The organism is Actinomadura rubrobrunea NBRC 15275 (genome assembly GCF_001552235.1).
In the GTDB taxonomy this organism is placed as follows: domain Bacteria; phylum Actinomycetota; class Actinomycetes; order Streptosporangiales; family Streptosporangiaceae; genus Spirillospora; species Spirillospora viridilutea.
Genome location: NZ_BCQU01000066.1, coordinates 19,364 through 38,185, shown reverse-complemented (window position 1 = coordinate 38,185; position 18,822 = coordinate 19,364). Strand labels below are relative to the sequence as shown.

The 18,822-nt window shown below is 74.7% G+C and carries 18 protein-coding genes and 1 pseudogene; 4 read left to right on the top strand and 15 right to left on the bottom strand.

Features of this window, described 5'->3' with window-relative positions; all coding sequences use genetic code 11:
• From AR3_RS20040 to mraZ, 3 genes and pseudogenes are all read right to left on the bottom strand, one after another.
• A pseudogene (locus AR3_RS20040) lies at positions 1-215 on the bottom strand (hypothetical protein); the annotation flags it as partial.
• Positions 212-1,252 carry a 16S rRNA (cytosine(1402)-N(4))-methyltransferase RsmH gene (rsmH, locus tag AR3_RS20035; protein ID WP_067915774.1) on the bottom strand — a complete coding sequence of 347 codons (1,041 nt, stop codon included), beginning with the start codon at positions 1,250-1,252 and terminating at the stop codon, positions 212-214. The pseudogene AR3_RS20040 and the gene rsmH, both read right to left, overlap by 4 nt.
• A gap of 467 nt (positions 1,253-1,719) precedes the next feature.
• Positions 1,720-2,151 carry a division/cell wall cluster transcriptional repressor MraZ gene (gene mraZ / locus AR3_RS20030; RefSeq protein WP_067915766.1) on the bottom strand — a complete coding sequence of 144 codons (432 nt, stop codon included), beginning with the start codon at positions 2,149-2,151 and terminating at the stop codon, positions 1,720-1,722.
• A gap of 546 nt (positions 2,152-2,697) precedes the next feature.
• Here mraZ and AR3_RS20025 point away from each other — a divergent pair.
• Genes AR3_RS20025 through AR3_RS20015 form a run of 3 tightly spaced genes read left to right on the top strand, consistent with a single transcriptional unit; the run spans position 2,698 to position 7,459 of the window.
• The gene (locus AR3_RS20025) at positions 2,698-3,765 is read left to right on the top strand and encodes an AAA family ATPase (RefSeq protein WP_390099226.1); all 1,068 of its coding nucleotides are present in this window, start codon (positions 2,698-2,700) and stop codon (positions 3,763-3,765) included.
• Between the two features lie 2 nt (positions 3,766-3,767).
• Positions 3,768-5,033 carry a DUF58 domain-containing protein gene (locus AR3_RS20020; RefSeq protein WP_067915765.1) on the top strand — a complete coding sequence of 422 codons (1,266 nt, stop codon included), beginning with the start codon at positions 3,768-3,770 and terminating at the stop codon, positions 5,031-5,033.
• Complete coding sequence (locus tag AR3_RS20015; RefSeq protein WP_227023008.1) at positions 5,030-7,459, top strand: transglutaminase TgpA family protein; 2,430 nt, start codon at positions 5,030-5,032, stop codon at positions 7,457-7,459. The genes AR3_RS20020 and AR3_RS20015 overlap by 4 nt, the downstream gene beginning before the upstream one ends.
• Positions 7,460-7,789: 330 nt before the next feature.
• Here the strand turns inward: AR3_RS20015 and AR3_RS20010 are convergent, their stop codons facing one another.
• The 8 genes from AR3_RS20010 to AR3_RS19975 all read right to left on the bottom strand — a co-directional run bounded on the left by AR3_RS20010 (position 7,790) and on the right by AR3_RS19975 (position 14,623).
• Complete coding sequence (locus tag AR3_RS20010) at positions 7,790-8,179, bottom strand: SCO2097 family morphological protein (RefSeq protein WP_067915763.1); 390 nt, start codon at positions 8,177-8,179, stop codon at positions 7,790-7,792.
• Between the two features lie 140 nt (positions 8,180-8,319).
• Positions 8,320-9,582, bottom strand: coding sequence for a DNA polymerase IV (locus AR3_RS20005; RefSeq protein ID WP_067915762.1), 1,263 nt, complete (start codon positions 9,580-9,582; stop codon positions 8,320-8,322).
• A gap of 7 nt (positions 9,583-9,589) precedes the next feature.
• Positions 9,590-10,348: a methyltransferase domain-containing protein gene (locus AR3_RS20000; protein ID WP_067915761.1), complete on the bottom strand. Its 759-nt coding sequence runs from the start codon at positions 10,346-10,348 to the stop codon at positions 9,590-9,592.
• Between the two features lie 24 nt (positions 10,349-10,372).
• The gene (gene nusB, locus AR3_RS19995) at positions 10,373-10,789 is read right to left on the bottom strand and encodes a transcription antitermination factor NusB (protein ID WP_067915760.1); all 417 of its coding nucleotides are present in this window, start codon (positions 10,787-10,789) and stop codon (positions 10,373-10,375) included.
• A 97-nt stretch (positions 10,790-10,886) separates the two neighbouring features.
• Positions 10,887-11,444, bottom strand: a complete 558-nt coding sequence (gene efp / locus AR3_RS19990; protein ID WP_067915759.1) for an elongation factor P — start codon at positions 11,442-11,444, stop codon at positions 10,887-10,889.
• A gap of 124 nt (positions 11,445-11,568) precedes the next feature.
• Complete coding sequence (locus AR3_RS19985) at positions 11,569-12,651, bottom strand: M24 family metallopeptidase (protein WP_067915758.1); 1,083 nt, start codon at positions 12,649-12,651, stop codon at positions 11,569-11,571.
• A 134-nt stretch (positions 12,652-12,785) separates the two neighbouring features.
• Positions 12,786-13,835, bottom strand: coding sequence for an LLM class F420-dependent oxidoreductase (locus AR3_RS19980; protein ID WP_067915772.1), 1,050 nt, complete (start codon positions 13,833-13,835; stop codon positions 12,786-12,788).
• A gap of 119 nt (positions 13,836-13,954) precedes the next feature.
• Positions 13,955-14,623 (bottom strand): enoyl-CoA hydratase-related protein, encoded by a 669-nt coding sequence (locus AR3_RS19975; protein WP_067915757.1) that lies wholly within the window; start codon positions 14,621-14,623, stop codon positions 13,955-13,957.
• 119 nt (positions 14,624-14,742) lie between these two features.
• Between AR3_RS19975 and AR3_RS19970 the strand changes: the two genes are divergently transcribed.
• Positions 14,743-15,318 (top strand): TetR/AcrR family transcriptional regulator, encoded by a 576-nt coding sequence (locus AR3_RS19970; RefSeq protein WP_083951703.1) that lies wholly within the window; start codon positions 14,743-14,745, stop codon positions 15,316-15,318.
• 87 nt (positions 15,319-15,405) lie between these two features.
• On the opposite strand, the gene aroQ is transcribed toward AR3_RS19970, so the two are convergent.
• From aroQ to aroC, 4 genes are all read right to left on the bottom strand, one after another.
• Positions 15,406-15,861, bottom strand: coding sequence for a type II 3-dehydroquinate dehydratase (aroQ, locus tag AR3_RS19965; protein ID WP_067915756.1), 456 nt, complete (start codon positions 15,859-15,861; stop codon positions 15,406-15,408).
• Between the two features lie 108 nt (positions 15,862-15,969).
• Entirely contained in the window at positions 15,970-17,040 is a 1,071-nt protein-coding gene (gene aroB, locus AR3_RS19960) for a 3-dehydroquinate synthase (protein WP_067915755.1), read from the bottom strand.
• Entirely contained in the window at positions 17,037-17,540 is a 504-nt protein-coding gene (locus AR3_RS19955) for a shikimate kinase (protein WP_067915754.1), read from the bottom strand. Before AR3_RS19955 ends, aroB begins: the two co-directional genes overlap by 4 nt.
• A gap of 13 nt (positions 17,541-17,553) precedes the next feature.
• On the bottom strand, positions 17,554-18,735 hold the full coding sequence (gene aroC / locus AR3_RS19950) for a chorismate synthase (RefSeq protein ID WP_067915753.1): 1,182 nt from the start codon (positions 18,733-18,735) through the stop codon (positions 17,554-17,556).
• Positions 18,736-18,822: the final 87 nt, after the last annotated feature.

Genomic DNA, 18,822 nt, shown 5'->3' with positions numbered 1-18,822 from the left:
GGCGCGGCGGGACGCGGACGCGCCCTGTCCGCCGCGGGCGCGCGGCCGTGCCGGCGCGTGCGACCGGACGTGCCCGCCTCGGCCGGCGCGTCGCCGACGGGCCGCTTCCTCCCCCTGCCGCCGGCCGCCGCGTCCGCGTCGCGGTCGGCGTCGCGGCCCCGGCGCCCCCGGCCCGGCGTCTTGGCGGCCCCCGGCGGGCGCGTGGTCGTGGTCATGTCGTCTCCCTGCGGCTTTCCGGGGGAACCCCCGCCCCCGGTGCTTCACGCACCCGCTCGGCGGCGCGCAGCCGGACCGAGGCGGCACGCGGGTTGCTCGTGGTCTCCTCGTCGGACGGCAGCTCGGCCCCGCGCGTCAGCAGCCGGAACCGCGGCCGGTGCTCGGGCAGCGGCACGGGCAGTCCGTGCGGGGTGGTGTCGGCCGACTGCTCGGCCAGGACCCGCTTGGTGAGGCGGTCCTCCAGCGAGTGGTAGCTGAGCACGACGATCCGGCCGCCGACGCGCAGCGCGTCCAGCGCGGCCGGAAGCGCCCGCCGCCAGGTGTCCAGCTCGCCGTTCACCTCGATGCGCAGGGCCTGGAAAGTCCTCTTGGCCGGGTTGCCCCCGGTCCGCCGCGTCGCCGCCGGGATCGCCGCGCGCACCAGGTCCGCCAGGCGCTTGGTGGACTCCAGCGGGGCGCGTTCGCGTTCCCGGACGATCGCCGCGGCGATGCGCTGCGCGAACCGCTCCTCCCCGTATTCGCGCAGGATGCGGGCCAGCTCGGCGGCCGGGTAGCCGTTGACGACGTCGGCCGCGGTCAGGCTCTGGGTGCGGTCCATCCGCATGTCCAGGGGGGCGTCATAGGAATAGGCGAAGCCGCGTTCGGCCTCGTCGAGCTGCGGGGACGACACCCCCAGGTCGAACAGCACCGCGTCGACCGCGGGAATCCCCAGCCCGTCCAGCACGTCGGGCACGGCGTCGTAGACCGCGTGCTCCAAGGCGATGATGCGGTCGGCGAAGGGAGCGAGCCGCCGCGCGGAGCGCTCCAGCGCGGTGGTGTCGCGGTCGATTCCGATCAGGCGCACCTCGGGATGGGCGCGCAGCATGGCCTCGGCGTGGCCGCCCAGGCCGAGGGTCGCGTCGAGGTACACGGGCGCGCGGGCCGGCTTCCCGGCGGCCTCGGCGGTGACCTGGACGGCGGGCCCCAGCAGTTCCACTACGCGGCCGAGCATGACCGGTACGTGACCGGCCATGGCCGCGCGTTCGCCCGCGTCCATGTTCACCCCCCTTTGCGCCACCTCGCTCGCGGACTGCGTGGCATCGTCGACCGGGCCTCGCGCGGCGCCCCCGCCCGGGGCGTTCGAAGGGTCCTCCCCCCTCGAAGACCATTGCGGTTCCCGGCCGAATCGGCGGGAACCCGCGCCCCGGCGGCCTCGTCCGGCCAGGTCCCCATCCGCTGCCCTGGAAGAAGAACCGCGGTGTCGCGGGGGGTCGCCCTCTGGCACCGGGGAAGCTGCGCCAGATGGCACCGGAGAGCGGCTGGAGACCTGGCCGAACGCGGGCCGACCGCCGTTTCGGGAATCTCCCCCGACCGCGTGCGCGCTCCGCCGAACCGGCCCTGGGCCGAGCGGTCGTCACAGGTCGGGGATCCGGGGGATCGTCCCCCGGGAGATGCTGCGGGCCCCGGCGTAACCGGCCGAAGACCAGTAAGCAAGGCGGCCCGCCCCGGCCGACATGTGGAACGTCACAGGATCCCGGGCAACACCTCCTCCGAGATCTCGGCGAACGCCTGTTCCTCCTTCTCGAGGTAGGCCTCCCACGCCGACGTGTCCCAGATCTCCAAGCGCGTGTTGGCCCCGATCACGGTGCAGTCGCGCTTCAGCCCCGCGTAGGCGCGCAGCGGCGGCGGGATGGTGATGCGTCCCTGCTTGTCGGGGACCTCGTCGGACGCGCTGGCGAAGAAGACCCGACTGTAAGCCCGCACGGACTTCTCGGTGACCGGTGCCGCACGCAGGGCCTCGGTGATCCGCTGGAACTCTGCCATGGGGAAGACGTACAGGCAGCGTTCCTGGCCCTTCGTGATCACCAATCCCCCCGACAGCTCCTCGCGGTACTTCGCCGGCAGGAACAGTCGTCCCTTGTCGTCGAGGCGCGGCGTGTGGGTGCCGAGGAACACCGGCCCCACCTCCCCGCGCCGTGTGGAGCGCCACCGCCCCCACGGCGCTCCACTCTACTCCACTCTTCCCCACCGTCAACTACTCACACACGTCTCTCCGACCGCAAGCGTCCACAAAAGCGCAGGTCAAGAGGGGTGGGGCGAAGTGGGGGCGCACGGGGGCCGCCCGGGGCGGGCGCCCGCCGGCCGACGGCCCGACCCCGGTTCCGAGACGGTCGCGCGCCACCCGGATGGCACCGTCGCGGGCGCCTTTATGTCGTCTTGTCAAGTGGGGGGCGATGCTCTGTGGGGACGAGTGGAGGGGACGGAGGTGCTTCTGCGACTCCGGAGCGTGACGGTCCGCGCCGCGGCCGCGCACGCCCGCGACCGCGGCGCGCCGCGAGACGGGCAACCCGTCCCCACAGAGCATCGCGGCGCGGGGTCCGAGGACGTACTGTCGGGGATTGGGCAAGTTAATAAGACGTCGCACCGACCGCGCGGAGCCGGGCGCCCGTACCACACGGCGGAGCCGGCGACGCGAGGCCGGACGGCCGAGGAGGGTTGTTGGTGGCAGTAGGCACGCATGGCGAGTCTTTCATGGAGGCCCCTACCGGCTCCAGAAAACCGGCCTCAGCCGACCACCCCGCGCGGTCGTCCGTCCGCGTCGCCGGTGACGGGAGGAGGCCGGGACTGGACGGGCTGGTCCAGGTCGCCCACAAGATCCGCGACGCCGTCGAGTCGGTCATCGAGGGCAAGCCCGACGTGGTGCGGCTCGCGCTGACCGTGCTGCTGGCCGAGGGGCACCTGCTGATCGAGGACGTGCCCGGCGTCGGCAAGACGATGCTGGCCAAGGCGCTGGCGCGGTCGGTGGACTGCACCGTGCGCCGGGTGCAGTTCACCCCCGACCTGCTGCCCAGCGACATCACCGGCGTCAGCGCCTACAACCAGGAGCTGCGCGAGTTCGAGTTCAAGCCCGGGCCGGTGTTCGCCAACATCGTGGTCGGCGACGAGATCAACCGGGCCTCCCCCAAGACCCAGTCGGCGCTGCTGGAGTGCATGGAGGAGCGCCAGGTCACCGTGGACGGCACCACCTATCCCCTGGAGCGCCCGTTCATGGTGATCTCCACGCAGAACCCCGTGGAGATGGAGGGCACCTACCCGCTGCCCGAGGCGCAGCGCGACCGGTTCACCGCCCGCATTTCCATGGGCTACCCCGACCCGGCCGCCGAGCTGGAGATGCTGGACTCGCACGGGCGGTCGTCCCCGCTGGACCGGCTCACCCCGGTCGCCGACGCCGCCGACGTCCGGGAGCTGATCGAGGTCGTCCGGCACCAGCACGTGTCGCCCGGCGTGCGGCAGTACGCGGTCGACCTGGTGACCGCCACCCGCAACCACCCGGACCTGCGCCTGGGCGCCTCGCCCCGGGCCACCCTGCACTTGGTGCGGGCGGCGCGCGCGTACGCGGCGCTCGACGACCGCGACTACGTGCTGCCCGACGACATCCAGGACCTCGCGGTGCCCGTGCTGGCGCACCGGCTGCTGCCCACCGCCGAGGCGCAGGTGGAGCGGCGCCGGCCCGAGCACGTGGTGGCCGAGCTGGTGAACCGGCTGCCGGTGCCCTCCCCCGGGAAGTGACGGTGAGGCGAGCGCTGTCCGGCCTGACCACCCGGGGACGGTCCTTCATCGCCGCCGGGATCACCGCCATCGTGTGCGCCTTCGTGCTCGGCGAGCGCGACCTGCTGCGGGCCGGCATGCTCGTCCTGGCGCTGCCGTTGCTGTCCACGCTGGCGGTGTCGCGCACCCGCTACCGGCTGGCGTGCGCCCGGCGGCTGCAGCCCACGCGGCTGCCGGTGGGCCATGAGGCCCGCGTCGGCCTGCGGCTGGAGAACGTCTCCCGGCTGCCGAGCGGCCTGCTCATGGTGGAGGACCAGGTCCCGCACGCCCTGGGCGGCCGGGCCCGGTTCGTCCTCGACCGGATCGAGCCGCGCGGCTCCCGCGAGCTCGGCTACCGCGTCCGCGCCGACCGGCGCGGACGGTACCGGATCGGGCCGCTGGTGGTGCGGCTGGCCGACCCGTTCGGCATGGTGGAGCTGGTGCGCTCGTTCAGCCTCGCCGACGCCCTGACCGTCACGCCCGAGATCGTCCCGCTGCCGGCCGGGCGGCCCGCCGGGGCGTGGGCGGGCGGCGGCGAGAGCCTGGCGACCGCGGTCGCGGCCGCGGGCGAGGACGACGTGACGCCCCGCGAGTACCGGCACGGCGACGACCTGCGCCGGGTGCACTGGCGGTCCACCGCGCGCCGCGGCGAGCTCATGGTGCGGCGCGAGGAGCAGCAGTGGCGCAGCAGCGGCACCCTGTTCCTGGACACCCGCCGCGCCGCCCACGTCGGGGACGGCCCGCTGTCGTCGTTCGAGCAGGCCGTGTCGGCGATCGCCTCGGTCGGCGTGCACCTGAGCCGGGCCGGGATCCGGCTGCGCCTGGTCACCGACGGCGGGGAGGCGCTGCCCCGGACGAGCGACGCCCAGGGCGCCATGGAGGGTCTGCTGCTGGACGTGCTGGCGTCCGTCCGGCGCTCGTCCGAGCGCACGCTGACCCGCGGGCTGGCGGCGCTGCGCGGCCCGAGCGGCGAGGGGGACGGGCTGGTCGTGGCGGCCTTCGGGGGGCTGTCCCTCGAGGAGGCGCGGGCCGCGGCGGCGGCCCGGCGCGGCACCGCCACGTTCGTCGCCGTCCTGGTCGGCGGCGCCGAGGACGTCGACACCGGCACCGACCCGGCCGCGGCGGCGCGGCTGCTGGCGTCGGCGGGCTGGCGCGTGGTGCGCGTGCGGACCGCCGCCGACCTGGCCGGCGCGTGGACGGCCGCGGTGCACGCGGACGAGGACTCTGCGCGGACGGGGACGGGCGTATGAGACTGCGCATGACGATCATGGCGGCGCTGACCGCCCTGACGGGCTCGGTGGCCCTGTACCCGCTGTTCTCCGGCGGCGCCTGGTTCTGGTCCGGGCTCGGCGCGGTCGCGGCGGTCGCCCTGGCCGGGCTGCTGACGCGGCGCCTGCGCTGGCCCGCGGTGTTCGGCGCGGCCGGCGGGCTGGGCGCCCTGCTGCTGTATCTGACCGTGCGGTTCACCGCGTCCGAGGCGCTGCTGGGCGTCGTGCCGACCCCGGCCTCGCTGCGCCGGCTGCGCGAGCTGCTGCAGGAAGGCTGGGACGCGGCCAACCAGTACGCCGCGCCCGTGCCGCTGGTGCCGGGCATCATGCTGCTGGCCGTCGCCGGGATCGGCCTGGTCGCCGTGCTGGTGGACCTGCTGGCGGTGCGACTGCGCCGCGCGGCGCCCGCCGGGCTGCCGCTGCTGGCGCTGTACAGCGTGCCCGCCGCCGTGCGGGAGGACAGCGTCAGCTGGATCGCGTTCGGCATCGGCGCGCTCGGCTATCTGGCGCTGCTGGCCGCCGACAGCCGCGAGCAGATCGGCGGGTGGGGCCGTGTCGTGACCGGCCCCGGCGTGCCGCGGGGGCGGACCGGGGAGGCGGCGCCGCCGCCCGACCGCGGCGCGATGGCCGCGAGCGGACGCCGCATCGGCGTCGCCGCCGTGGCCGTGGCCGTGCTGGTCCCCGCGGTGACCCCCGGCATCCACTCGCGCGGCCTGTTCGGCATGGGCGGCGGGTCCGGACGGGGCGGCACGCAGACCGTCACGACCCCCGACCCGCTGGTCAGCCTCAAGCGCGAGCTGACCCGCACGGACGACTCGCTGGTGCTGACGTACCGCACGAACGACACCGAGCGCCCCGAGTACCTGCGGCTGTACGCGCTGGACAAGTTCGACGGGGACCGCTGGACCTACACCTCCCTGCAGAGCACGCCCCGCGACCGGCTGTCCGGACGGGACCTGCCCGAGCCGCCCGGCCTGTACTCGGCGCCGACCCGGCTCGTCACCACGCGCATCCGGGTGCGCCCGCAGGTGCGGAACATGACGTTCCTGCCCGTGCCGTACGCCCCGACCCGCGTGGAGATCGAGGGCGACTGGCGGGTGCACCCCCCGTCGCTGATGATCTACTCGCTGCGCGATTCGGCGAGCGGGCGGTCCTACACGGTCACCAGCACGCGGGTCCGGGCGACGGCGGCGCGGCTGCGGGCCGCCGGACCGCCCCCGAACGAGATCTACACCCGCTACACGGCCGTGCCCGAGCGCATCCCGCGCGAGGTGCGCCGGCTCGCGGACGAGATCACCGCCGGGGCGACCACCGCCTACGACCAGGCGGTGCTGCTGCAGCGCTGGTTCACCGAGGACGGCGGGTTCCAGTACGACCTGACGGCCCGGCCCCCGCAGCACGGCAGCGACCTGGTCGACTTCCTGATGCACAGCAAGAAGGGCTACTGCGAGCAGTTCGCCGCCTCCATGGCCCTGCTGGCGCGGATCCTCGGCATCCCGGCCCGGGTCGCCATGGGCTACACCACCGGAACCGAGGTCTCCCCGGGCGTGTGGCACGTGCGGACGCGCGACGCGCACGCCTGGCCCGAGCTGTACTTCCAGGGGACGGGCTGGGTGCGGTTCGAGCCCACGCCGAGCGGCGCCGCCGGGCAGGGCACCGCGTCCCCTCCGGTCTACAGCCAGCTCATCACGTCCGGGACCGCCGACGCCGCGCAGGAGCAGGACGTCGACTCCCCGGAGGCCGACCGGCAGGAGCGGGACCAGGCGTCCCCGTCGGCCCCCGCCCGGCGTCAGGACGACCTGGGCGCCGACGCCGGCGCCGACAGCGGGCGCTCGGCCGACGGGGACGCCCCCATCGGCTGGATCATCGGCGCGCTGCTGGCCCTGCTGCTCCTCGCCGCCCCCAGGGCGGCCAGGAGCGCGACCCGCCGGCTGCGCTGGGCCGCCGCGGCGACGCGTTCCGGCGGCGCCGACGGCTCCCCGCCCGACCACGCCGAGGCCGCCCACACCGCGTGGCGGGAGATGCGGGCCGACGCCATCGACCACGGGCTGGAGTGGCGTCCCAGCGACACGCCGCGGACGGCCGCCCGACGCCTGGGCGAGCTGCTGGAGCTGGAGGAGCCCGCCGCGCGGGCGCTGGGACGCATCGCCCGCGCGGAGGAGCTGGCCCGCTACGCGCCGTCCCGCCCGCTGACGCCGCCCGAGACGCTGCGGCAGGACGTCCGCACCGTCCGCGAGGCCATCGCCGCGTCCGTGGGACGCCGGGCCCGCTGGCGGGCCCGGCTGTTCCCCGCGTCCACCCTGGCCTCGGCCGGCTCCCTGAGCCGCCGGGCCGGCGGCCGCCTGGTCGCGGTCGCGTTCCGGGTGGAATCCCTGACCCGCCGTCTCGTGCCCCGGCGCCCCCGCTAGCCCCTCGCGCGGGCGCCGCGCCCGAGCGCCCGCACCTCCCGGATGGACGTGTCCGACGGGGGGGCCGAAACCTGGCCGAACGTCAGCCGCGCCGCAGGGGCGGCTGGACGGGCGGCGGGCACGCGCGGGTCGGAGCGGCGCATGCGGGGGTGGCGCGATCACACAACCGTTGAGGCGTTGAGAGACCGATGAGGCGCCTGGGACCGTTGAGGCGTGTGGTGAGGCGACAAAGGCGCCCGCCAAGGGCACGGGCGGCGCGGCGCGAGCCGCGGGGATCTCTTTGAGGGGGGCGGGGGGCGCTGCGGGGGCCGCAGCCGGCCCCCCGGAAAGTCACTCGCCTTCGGTGCGGCGGCGCCAGCGCTCTTCCATGCGCTCCATGAACGTCGCCTTGGGCTTGACCTGGCGCCGCGGCTGCTGGTGCGGCTCGGAGCCGATGCCGGTCATGCGCTTCCAACTGGACAGGGCCCAGACGCAGCACACGACCATCAGCAGGAAGCCCGTCACGCTGATGGCGATGGTGACCGGGCCCTGGTTGATCACGAGCCCCGCCATCAGCGCGCCGACGCCCAGCGCGAAGCCGAGAGCGGCCTTGACGATGCGGCGCTTGTAGTGGACCTGCGGGTTGGTCGAGCGGACCGCGTGAGCGAACTTCGGATCCTCGGCGTACAACGCCTGCTCGATCTGGTCGAGCATGCGCTGCTCGTGCTCAGAGAGCGGCACGGCGCCTCCCAACGACAGCCCCGCGACGGGGTATCCGATGCAGGACGGGAACCTCAACGGTGATATGCCCAGAATACGAGGCGCACCGAGCGGACGAAAGCGAACGCCCCACCACGCAGCGGATGCCGGTCATCTCGGCGTCACCTCGCGTCCCCCTCCGCCCCGTCGCCGTCGTCCCACGCGCGCCGTACCAGGGCGGCGGGACGCACCGCGCCGCTGCCGAAACGCCTGCTCACCCGGTCGACGGCGCGTTCGGCCTCGCGCCACCCGGTCTCCGGCTCGTCCAGCGTCGGCTGGCGGACGGCCCGGTCGGCCGGAATCAGATTCTCCACCCTGACCCCCACCAGGCGCAGCCGTACCCGGTCGAGCCCGGACGCCTCGTACAACTCGCACGCTGTGACGTAGATCACACGCGCGACGTCGGTGGGCTCGCGGAGCGTGCGCGACCGGGTGAGCGTGGTGAAGTCCGCGCGGCGCAGCTTGACGCTGACCGTGCGGCCCGCGCGGCCCGCGGCGCGCAGCCGGGCCCCGACCTTCTCCGACAGCCGCAGCAGCTCCCGCCGGATCGTGTCGGGATCGTCCACGTCGGCGTCGAAGGTCTCCTCGGCGCCGATGCTCTTGTCGGGGCCGTGCGGCACGACGGGCCGGGGGTCGCGGCCCCAGGCCAGGTCGTGCAGGCGGGTGCCGAGGGCGTGGCCGAGCTCGCGCCGGAGCGTGGCGAGCGGCACCCGGGCCAGCTGACCGACGGTGCGCAGGCCGAGGCGCGTGAGGGCCTCCTCCGTGCGGTCGCCGACGCCCCACAGGGCGGCCACGGGCAGCGGGTGCAGGAACTCCCGCACCTCGTCGGCGGGCACGACGAGCATCCCGTCGGGCTTGCACCGCGTGGAGGCCAGCTTGGCCACGAACTTGGTGCTCGCCACGCCCACCGAGCAGGTCAGGCCCTGCTGCTCGAACACCTGCGCGCGGATCATCCGGGCGATCTCGGCGGGCCGGCCGAGGCGGCGGCGGGCCCCCGCGACGTCCAGGAACGCCTCGTCCAGGGCGAGCGGCTCGACCAGCGGGGTGATCGAACGGAAGATCTCCATGACGGCCGCCGACACCCGGGCGTAGCGGTCGTGCCGGGGCGGCAGCACCACCGCGTCCGGGCACAGCCGCCGGGCGCGGCTCATCGGCATGGCCGAGTGCACGCCGTACTCGCGGGCCTCGTACGACGCCGACGCCACCACGCCGCGCGTCCCGGTGCCGCCCACGATCACCGGGCGGCCCCGCAGCTCGGGCCGGTCCAGCAGCTCCACGCCGACGAAGAAGGCGTCCATGTCGACGTGCAGGATGGCGCAGCCGGTGTCGTCGCCGGGCGGTCCGGGCGGCGGTCCGGGACGGGGCAGCTGCTGCTTGCGGCCCATGGCCGCCTCAGGCGTCCTTGTACGCCAGCAGGTGCAGCTGCGCGGCCAGCTCCCGCAGCACCGGGTGGACGGCCGCGACCTGTTCCAGGGCGATCAGCGCCGCGGCGGCGTCCTGCTCGCCGTCCAGCAGCGCGTCCGGCACCAGGTCGGCGAAGATCCGCACGCCGTGCAGCTCGCCGACCCGCAGCCCGGCCGCCTCCACCAGGGCCGTCAGCGTCTGCCGGGTGAAGCGGCGGGGCGTGCGGTCGCGTTCGCCCCACCGGCCGTCCGGGTCGGTCAAGACGCGCCGGGCGTCGTCGAAGTGCCCGTGGACGGCCCGCTGCAGCGCCGCGCCGATCTGCCCGGCGACCAGCACGCTGACCGAGCCGCCGGGACGCACGGCCGCGGTCAGCGCCGCCATGGCCGCCCCCGGGTCGTCGACGTACTCCAGCACGTTGTGGCACAGCACCAGGTCGGCGGTGCCGGTGCCGAGCAGGTCGGGCAGGTCGACCGCGTCGCCCTGCACGGCCCGCACGGTGACGCCGGACTCGGCGGCGCGCCGCTCCAGCGCGGCCAGCGCGTCGGGGCTGGAGTCGACGACGGTGACCCGGTGGCCCAGCTCGGCCAGCGGCACGGCGAACCCGCCGGTGCCGCCGCCGACGTCGACCACGTCGCTGGGCCCGGCCTCCGGGGCGATCCGGTCGAGGACGGCCCGCAGCGCGTCCCACAGCACGGCGGTGCGCGGACCGCTCCCCCGCGCGCGTTTCGACTGCCGCCCGTCCATCATGACCTCCACCCTAGTGGCCGGGCCCTACAGCGCGAGCGACGGCTTGAGCCGCTGCAGCCGCGACAGCAGCCCGTTGACGAAGCGCGGCGACTCCTCGGTGGACAGCTCGGTGGCCAGCGCGACCGCCTCGCTGACCACCACGCCGTCGGGCACGTCGTCCACCCACAGCAGCTCGAAGGCGCCCATCCGCAGGATGTTGCGGTCGACGGCGGGCATGCGGTCCAGCGTCCACCCGGTGGCGTAGGTGGACAGCAGCTCGTCGATGCGCGCGCGGTGCTCCTGCACGCCCTCGATCAGCCGCACGGCGTGCCCGAACTCGGCCAGCTCGTCCTGGTTGGGCCGGCCGCGCGCGGCCAGCACGTCGGTGGGCCGCTCCTCGCGCAGCTCGGCGGCGAACAGGATGTCCAGCGCCAGCTTGCGCGCCTTCGTCCTCGCGCTCATCGCCTCGCTCCGCTCGCGGGCCCGCCGTCCGCGGGGCCCGTCGGTCCGCCGCGCGCGGCGGCCGGCCCGGCCGCCGCGCGGGTCCTCGCGTCCGCCATCAGGCGCGGCCGAGGTACTCGCCCGTGCGGGTGTCGACCTTGACCTTCTCGCCGGTGGTGATGAACAGCGGCACCTGGATCTGCGCGCCGGTCTCCAGCGTGGCGGGCTTGGTGCCGCCGGTGGAGCGGTCGCCCTGCAGGCCCGGCTCGGTCTGGGTGACCTCCAGCACCACGGCGGCGGGCAGCTCGACGTACAGCGGGTCCTCGCCGTGGAAGGCGATGGTCGCCATCTGCTCGGGCAGCAGGTAGTCGGCGGCCTGGCCGACGACCGCGGCGGGGATGTGCGGCTGGTCGTAGGTCTGGGTGTCCATGAAGACGAAGTCCTCGCCCTCGCGGTAGAGGTACTGCATCTCCCGCTTGTCGACGCTGGCCACCTCGACCTTGGTGCCGGCGTTGAAGGTCTTGTCGACCACCTTGCCCGACAGCACGTGCTTGAGCTTGGTGCGGACGAACGCGCCGCCCTTGCCGGGCTTGACGTGCTGGAACTCAAGGACGGTCCACAGCTCGCCGTCCAGTTTCAGCGTCATGCCGTTCTTGAGGTCGTTCGTCGTCGCCACAGCGTCCTCTCCTGCCCCCTGACGGGGCCGTCCCCGCCTCGGTCGAATGGTCCTGCCTCCGGCGCGGGGGACGTCCCCCGCGCCCCCCGGATCGCCGGGGTCGGCCCCGCCCGCCCCGACGGGGTCACAGGACGAGCAGGTCCTTGGTGGTCGTGGTGAGAAGCTCCGGTCCGCCGGCACGGGTCACCAGGGTGTCCTCGATGCGGACCCCGCCGCGCCCGGCCAGATAGACCCCCGGCTCGGCGGTGATCGGAACCCGGTCCCCCAGCTTACCGGTCTTGTCGTACCCCATGAGCGGCGCCTCGTGGATCTCCAGGCCGACGCCGTGTCCGAGGGCGTGCGGGAAGTCGTCGCCGTGCCCGGCCGCCTTGATCAGGTCGCGGGCGGCGGCGTCCACGGCCCGGGTCTCGGCGCCGGGGCGGACGGCGTCCAGGGCGGCCTGCTGGGCGCGGCGCACCAGCTCGTACAGGTCGCGCTGCCAGTCGGCGACGGCGCCGATCGCGACGGTGCGGGTCATGTCGGCGTGGTAGCCGCCGTACCGGGCGCCGAAGTCCAGGGTGACCAGGTCGCCGCGGGCCAGCGGGCGGTCGCCGGGCCGGTGGTGCGGGAGGGCCCCGTTGGGGCCGGACGCCACGATCGAGTCGAACGCGGGCCGCTCCGCGCCCAGGTCGACCATGCGCCGCTCCAGCGCGACGGCGATCTCCCGTTCGGTGACGCCCGGCTTGAGCATGGGGAGCACGTCGTCGAACACGCGGTCGGTGATCGCGCACGCCTCGGCCAGCAGCCGCAGCTCGGCCTCGTCCTTGACGCGGCGCAGCTCCTCCACGGGGCGCCCGGCGGGGCGCAGCTCCAGGCCGTCGGCGGCCAGGGCGGCGAGCCCGGAGTGCTGTTCGACGGTGACGGCGTGGGGCTCGAAGCCGAGGCGCCGCGCCCCGGCCTTGGCCGCCCGCTCCAGCAGGGTCTCGGCGACGCGCCGGTCGACGACGGTCTCCAGCTCGGGGCAGACGCGGGCGGCGGTGCCGGCGTACCGGGCGTCGGTGGCCAGCAGCGGGGGCCCGTCGGCGCGCACCAGCAGCGCGGCGTTGGAGCTGTCCAGCCCGGTCAGGTACAGGACGTTGACGAGCCGGGTGACGAGCAGGGCGTCCAGGTCGTGGGCGGCCGCCCACGCGGCCAGCCGCTCACGGCGTTCGCGACGAAGGTCCTCCATGGCGAGGACTGTAGTCCACGGAAGGCGGATACGACGCGGCCGGCGTTCCGCACGTCCGTCGGCCCCGTCGGACCCTCCGCCCGTCCGCCCTCCCCGGTGTCCGGGGAGGGCGGTCCACGGCCTCGGGCGCGCGCCTAGTCCAGGTCGGCGGCCATCTCCTTGATCTTCTCGATGAGCGCCAGGCGGCCCTTGTGGTCGCCCGCGATCGGCGTGACGTTGAGGGTGGTGACGCCGGACTCCTTCATGGCCGCCAGCCGCTCCCGCACGTGCCCCTCGGACCCGATCAGCGACATCTTCTGCAGCAGCTCGTAGGGGACCTTGGCCGCGGCCTCGTCCTTCTTGCCGTCCAGGTAGAGGTCCTGGATCTCCTCGGCCTCCTTCTCCCAGCCGTAGCGGCGGCACAGGTCGTTGTAGAAGTTCTTGCCCTTGGCGCCCATGCCGCCGATGTAGAGGGCGGCCATGGGGCGGCCGAACTCCAGGTAGCCGTCCACGTCGTCGCCGATGGCCAGCGGCGCCTGCCCGACCACGTCCAGCTCGCCGAGCGCCGGGTCGCGCCGGGCCTTGCCCGCGGCCAGCGACGGCCCCCACACCTCGGCGGCCTTCTCCGGCACGTAGAAGATCGGCTCCCAGCCGTTGGCGATCTCGGCGGTGAGCTCGACGTTCTTGGGCCCGATCGCGGCGACCAGCACCGGGATGTCCTCCCGGACCGGACGGTTGATGAGCTTCAGCGGCTTGCCGAGACCGGTGCCCTGCCCTTCCGGCAGCGGCATGGAGTAGTACTTGCCGCTGTGCTGGAGCCGCTCGCGCCGCCACACCTTGCGGCAGATCTCGATGACCTCGCGGGTGCGGCCGAGCGGCGCGGTGTACGGCACCCCGTGGAAGCCCTCGACCACCTGCGGGCCGGACGCGCCGATGCCCAGGGTGAACCGCCCGTCGGACACGTAGTCCAGACCCGCGGCGGTCATCGCCAGCAGCGTGGGCGTGCGCGAGTAGATCGGCAGGATGCCGGACGCGATCTCCAGCCGCTCGGTCTTGGCGGCGATGTAGCCCAGCTGGCTGACCGCGTCGAAGCTGTAGGCCTCGGCGACGAAGACGATGTCGAGGCCGGCCTTCTCGTAGTCGGCCAGCTCCTCGACGGTCTCCTTGAAGCCGCCGGAGTACTTGAGCGCCATCCCGATGCGCATCGGCATCCCCTCCACGAACCGAACTGGATTCTGTCGACGGTAACGCAGGCGTCCGCGCCGTCCCCGCGCGCCCCTCAGTCCGCGCCCCCTCAGTCCGCGCCCCCTCAGTCCGCGCCCCCTCAGTCGAGGACCGGGCCGCGCAGGGCCTCGATGACCCGGGCGTACATGCCGGTGCGGATGCCGCGCACCACCGCGCCGTTCTTGCCGGCCAGCGACGCGGCCAGCTCCACGGCGGTGGGCAGCACGTCGGCCTCGGCGGCGGTGCGGTGCACGATCCCCGCCCGCTCGGCCTGCTCGGCGGTGTACCGGCGGCCGGTGAGCATCGCCTCGTGGGCCACCCCGGGGGACAGCCGCGACTGGATCACGGCGCGCATGCCCGGGGTGAACGTCAGCCCCAGGTCGACCTCGGGCAGGCAGAAGTAGCCGCGGTCGGTGCGCATGACGGCGACGTCGTGGCACAGGACCAGCATCGCGCCAGCGGCGAACGCGTGCCCGTTCACGGCCGCCACGGTCGGCATCGGCAGCGCCAGCAGCCGCGCGTACATCTCGTGCACGCGGCGCAGGTACCCCTCCAGCCGGTCGGGATTGGCGCCCGCCCAGTCCAGGTCGAGACCGTTGGAGTAGAACTTGCCGGTCCCGACGGTCACCAGCGCCGCGCCGGGTCCGTCGTTCTTCTCCAGGGCCGTCAAGGCCTCGTCCATCGCGTCCAGGAACGCCGGGGCGAACCGGTTCTCGCCCGCGTCGAACCGCAGGACGTGGACCTGCCCGTCACGGCTGAGGTCGATCACCGGGGTCTCCTTCGTCGCACACGGTGGTCGGTATGACGTCCGACATGTGCATGCAAGAGTCGCTATGACGGCCGTCATGGTCAAGCCGCGAAGCTTATGATGAATGTCATAATCGGGGCATGGGCAGGGACAGCCGGGAACGCATGGTGCGCAGCGCGGCCTACCTCTTCCGCGAGCGCGGCTACAGCGGCACGGGGTTCCGGGAGGTCATCCGGCACAGCGGCGCGCCGCGCGGGTCGATCTACCACCACTTCCCCGGCGGCAAGGCGCAGCTGGCCGAGGAGGCGGTCCGCTACGCCGGGGAGTTCCTCAACTCCGGCATCCAGGCGGCCGTCGAGGGCGGCGACCCGGCCGCGGCCGTGGACGCGTTCATCGGGTGGTGGCGGCGCGTCCTGGTCAAGAGCGATTTCCGGGCGGGCTGCCCGGTGGTGGCGGTCACCGTGGAGTCGCACGAGGACGCGCCGCAGCTGGCCGCGGCCGCCGCCGCGGTGTTCGACCGCTGGCAGGACACCCTGGCCACCGGCCTGGCCAACGCCGGGGTCCCCGACGAGCGCGCCGGACGGCTGGCCCGCCTCATCGTGGCCGCCGTCGAGGGCGCCACGATCATGTGCCGCGCCAAGCGCGACCTGAGCCCGCTCGACGACGTGATCGCCGAGCTCAAGGAGCTCATGCACACCGCCGGCGCCGCCGTCTGACGGCGCGGGCGCCGCGCGTCGAGAAGGCGCGCGTCGAGAAGGCGCGCGTCAGGACGGCGGGTCAGGAAGGCGCGTCAGGGAGTCGCGTCAGGAGGGCGTCGTCTCCTCCTGCGCGAGCAGGTCGGCCATCGCCTGCAGCGCCAGCACGTACGACAGCATCCCGAACCCGGCGATCGTGCCCGTCGCCACGCCCGCCACGACCGAGGTGTGCCGGAACTCCTCGCGGGCCGCCGGATTGGAGATGTGCACTTCGATGAGCGGCGCGGTGCGCTGCGCCAGGGCGTCGCGCAGCCCGTAGGAGTAGTGGGTGAACGCGGCCGGGTTGATCACGATGGGCAGCCGCTCGTCGGCCGCCTCGTGGACCCAGCGGATCATCTCCGCCTCGTCGTCTGTCTGCCGCACCTCGACGTGGAGGTTCAGGCGCCGCCCCGTCTCCCGGCACAGCGCCACCAGGTCGTCGAACGTGGAGGACCCGTACACGTCCGGTTCCCGGGTCCCGAGCCGCCGCAGATTCGGCCCGTTCAGCACCAGCACGCGCTTCATCGCCCCACTCCGTTCAGCGGATCCCGGCCCGTCCCCGCGGCGGCGTCCGCCGCCCCGGCCGCTCGCCCGCGCTCCTCGGGCCGGCCGCCCCGGCCCCGCCCGCCGCCGTCACCGGCTCACCTCGTGATAGGCGGCGGCGAGGAGGTCCTCGTCGGGGCCCTCCAGGCGGCCGGGCTCGGCCAGGCCGTCCAGGACGACGAAGCGCAGCGTGGCGCCCCGGGCCTTCTTGTCGATGGACATGGCGGCGCGCAGCCGCGGCCAGGCGTCGCCGCGGTAGGCCGTGGGCAGGCCGACCGAGGCGAGCAGCGAGCGGTGCCGCGCCACCAGGTCGGCGGGCAGGCGGCCCGCCAGCCGGGCCAGCTCGGCGGCGTAGACCATGCCGATCGCGACGGCGTGGCCGTGCCGGAAGCGGTACTCCTCGACCTTCTCGATGGCGTGGCCGAGGGTGTGGCCGTAGTTGAGGATCTCCCGCAGGCCGCTCTCCTTCAGGTCGGCCGACACCACCGCGGCCTTCACGCGGACGGACCGTTCGACGAGCTCACGGGTGTGCGGACCGTCCGGGGACGCGGCGCCCTCCGGGTCGTCCTCCACCAGGTCCAAGATCGCGGGGTCGGCGATGAACCCGGCCTTGATCACCTCGGCCAGCCCGCTGACGTAGTCCTGGCGGGGCACGGTCATCAGCGTGGCCAGGTCGCACAGCACGCCCGCCGGGGGGTGGAACGCGCCGACCAGGTTCTTGCCTTCGGGGATGTTGATCCCGGTCTTGCCGCCGACGGCGGCGTCCACCATGCCGAGCAGCGTGGTGGGCACCAGCACGACGCGCACGCCGCGCAGCCACGACGCGGCGGCGAAGCCGGCCAGGTCGGTGGTGGCGCCGCCGCCCACGCCGACGACGGCGTCCGAGCGGGTCATGCCGAGCTGCGCGAACCGGGACCACAGCCCGGCCAGCACGCCGACCTCCTTGGCGGCCTCGCCGTCCGGCACCGGCAGGGCGTGCACGATGAGGCCCGCCTGCTCGAGGACCCGGCAGACGGGGCGGGCGATCTCCGGCAGCCCCTCGGCGTGCACGACGGCGACGGTGCGCACGCCCTCGCCGAGCAGGCCGGGCAGCTCGCCGAGCACGCCGGTGCCGATGACCACCTCGTAGCCCTGCCCGACGGAGACCCGCACGGCCGTCACGCGATCCCCTTGACGATCTCTTCGGCGATCTCCTCGGGCGTGCGGCCCTCGGTGTCGACGTGCAGCGTGCCGAGCCGCTCGTAGATGGGCAGCCGCTCGTTCAGCAGCCGACGCAGCTGGCTGCGCGGGTTCAGCGCGAGCAGGGGGCGCGCGCTGGCCAGGCCGACCCGCTTGACCGCCTCCGACAGGCCCACCTTCAGGTAGACCACGGTGTGCCCGGCGAGCAGCTCCTGCGTCTCGGGGGCGAGGATCGCGCCGCCGCCCAGCGCGACGACGCCGTCGTGCTCGGCCAGGGCGGCGCGGACGGCGGCGCGCTCCATCTCGCGGAACCGCTCCTCGCCGTCGTCGATGAAGATCTCGCTGATGGGACGGCCCGCGGCGGCCTCGACGTCGGCGTCGGTGTCGCGCAGCGCGACGCCGAGCCGCTCGGCCAGGGCGGCGCCGACGGTGGTCTTGCCCGAGCCGGGCGGACCGATGAGCACGGCCTTGGGGTGGGTCATCGTCGGACGCTCCCTACTTGACGGCCAGGGACGACAGGTAGCCCTGCGCGTTGCGGGCGGTCTCCTCGGCCGAGTCGCCGCCGAACTTCTCCAGCGCCGCGTCGGCGAGCACCAGCGCGACCATGGCCTCGGCGACGACCCCGGCGGCGGGCACGGCGGTGACGTCGCTGCGCTGGTTGATGGCCTTGGCGGGCTCGCCGGTGCGCACGTCGATGGTGTCCAGGCGGCGCGGCACGGTGGAGATCGGCTTCATCGCGGCGCGCATCCGCAGCACCTCGCCGGTGGTCATGCCGCCCTCGACGCCGCCGGCGCGGTTGGTGCGGCGGCGGACGCCCTCGGGCGTGCCCTCGATCTCGTCGTGCGCGCGGGAGCCGGGGCGGCGCGCGGTGGTGAAGCCGTCGCCGAACTCCACGCCCTTGATCGCCTGGATGCCCATGAGCGCTCCGGCCAGGCGGGCGTCCAGGCGGCGGTCCCAGTGCACGTGGCTGCCCAGACCGGGCGGCAGGCCGTAGGCGAGCACCTCGACGACGCCGCCGAGGGTGTCGCCCGCCTTCTTCAGCGCGTCGATGTGCGCGACCATCTCCGCGGCGGTGCCCGGGTCGAAGCAGCGCACCGGGTCGGCGTCGACGCGCGGCAGGTCCTCCGGCGCGGGCGGCGGCGCGCCGTCGGGGACGCCGATCTCACCGATCGCGACGACGTGGCTGAGGACCTCCACGCCGAGCGTCTGGCGCAGGAACGCCTTGGCGACCGCGCCGAGGGCGACGCGGGCGGCGGTCTCGCGGGCGCTGGCGCGTTCGAGCACCGGACGGGCGTCGTCGAACCCGTACTTCTGCATGCCGACCAGGTCGGCGTGCCCGGGCCGCGGCTGCGTGAGCGGCGCGTTGCGCGCCTGCGCGGCCAGCACGTCGGGGTCGACGGGGTCGGCGGCCATGACCGTCTCCCACTTGGGCCACTCGGTGTTGGCCACCTCGACCGCGACGGGTCCGCCGAGCGTCACGCCGTGGCGGACCCCGCCGACGATCGTGACCTTGTCCTGCTCGAACTTCATGCGGGCGCCCCGCCCGTGCCCGAGCCGGCGGCGGCGCAGCTCCTCGGCGATGTCGGCCGAGGTCACCCGCACGCCCGCCGGCAGGCCCTCCAGGATGGCGGTGAGGGCCGGGCCGTGGGACTCCCCCGCGGTCAACCAGCGCAGCATGCTCCGATCCTATTGAGTCGGGGCCGCGCGCCGTGCGAGGCGTCCACTCCCTGAGATCGGCTCCGCCGGATGCGGGGCGACGCCAGA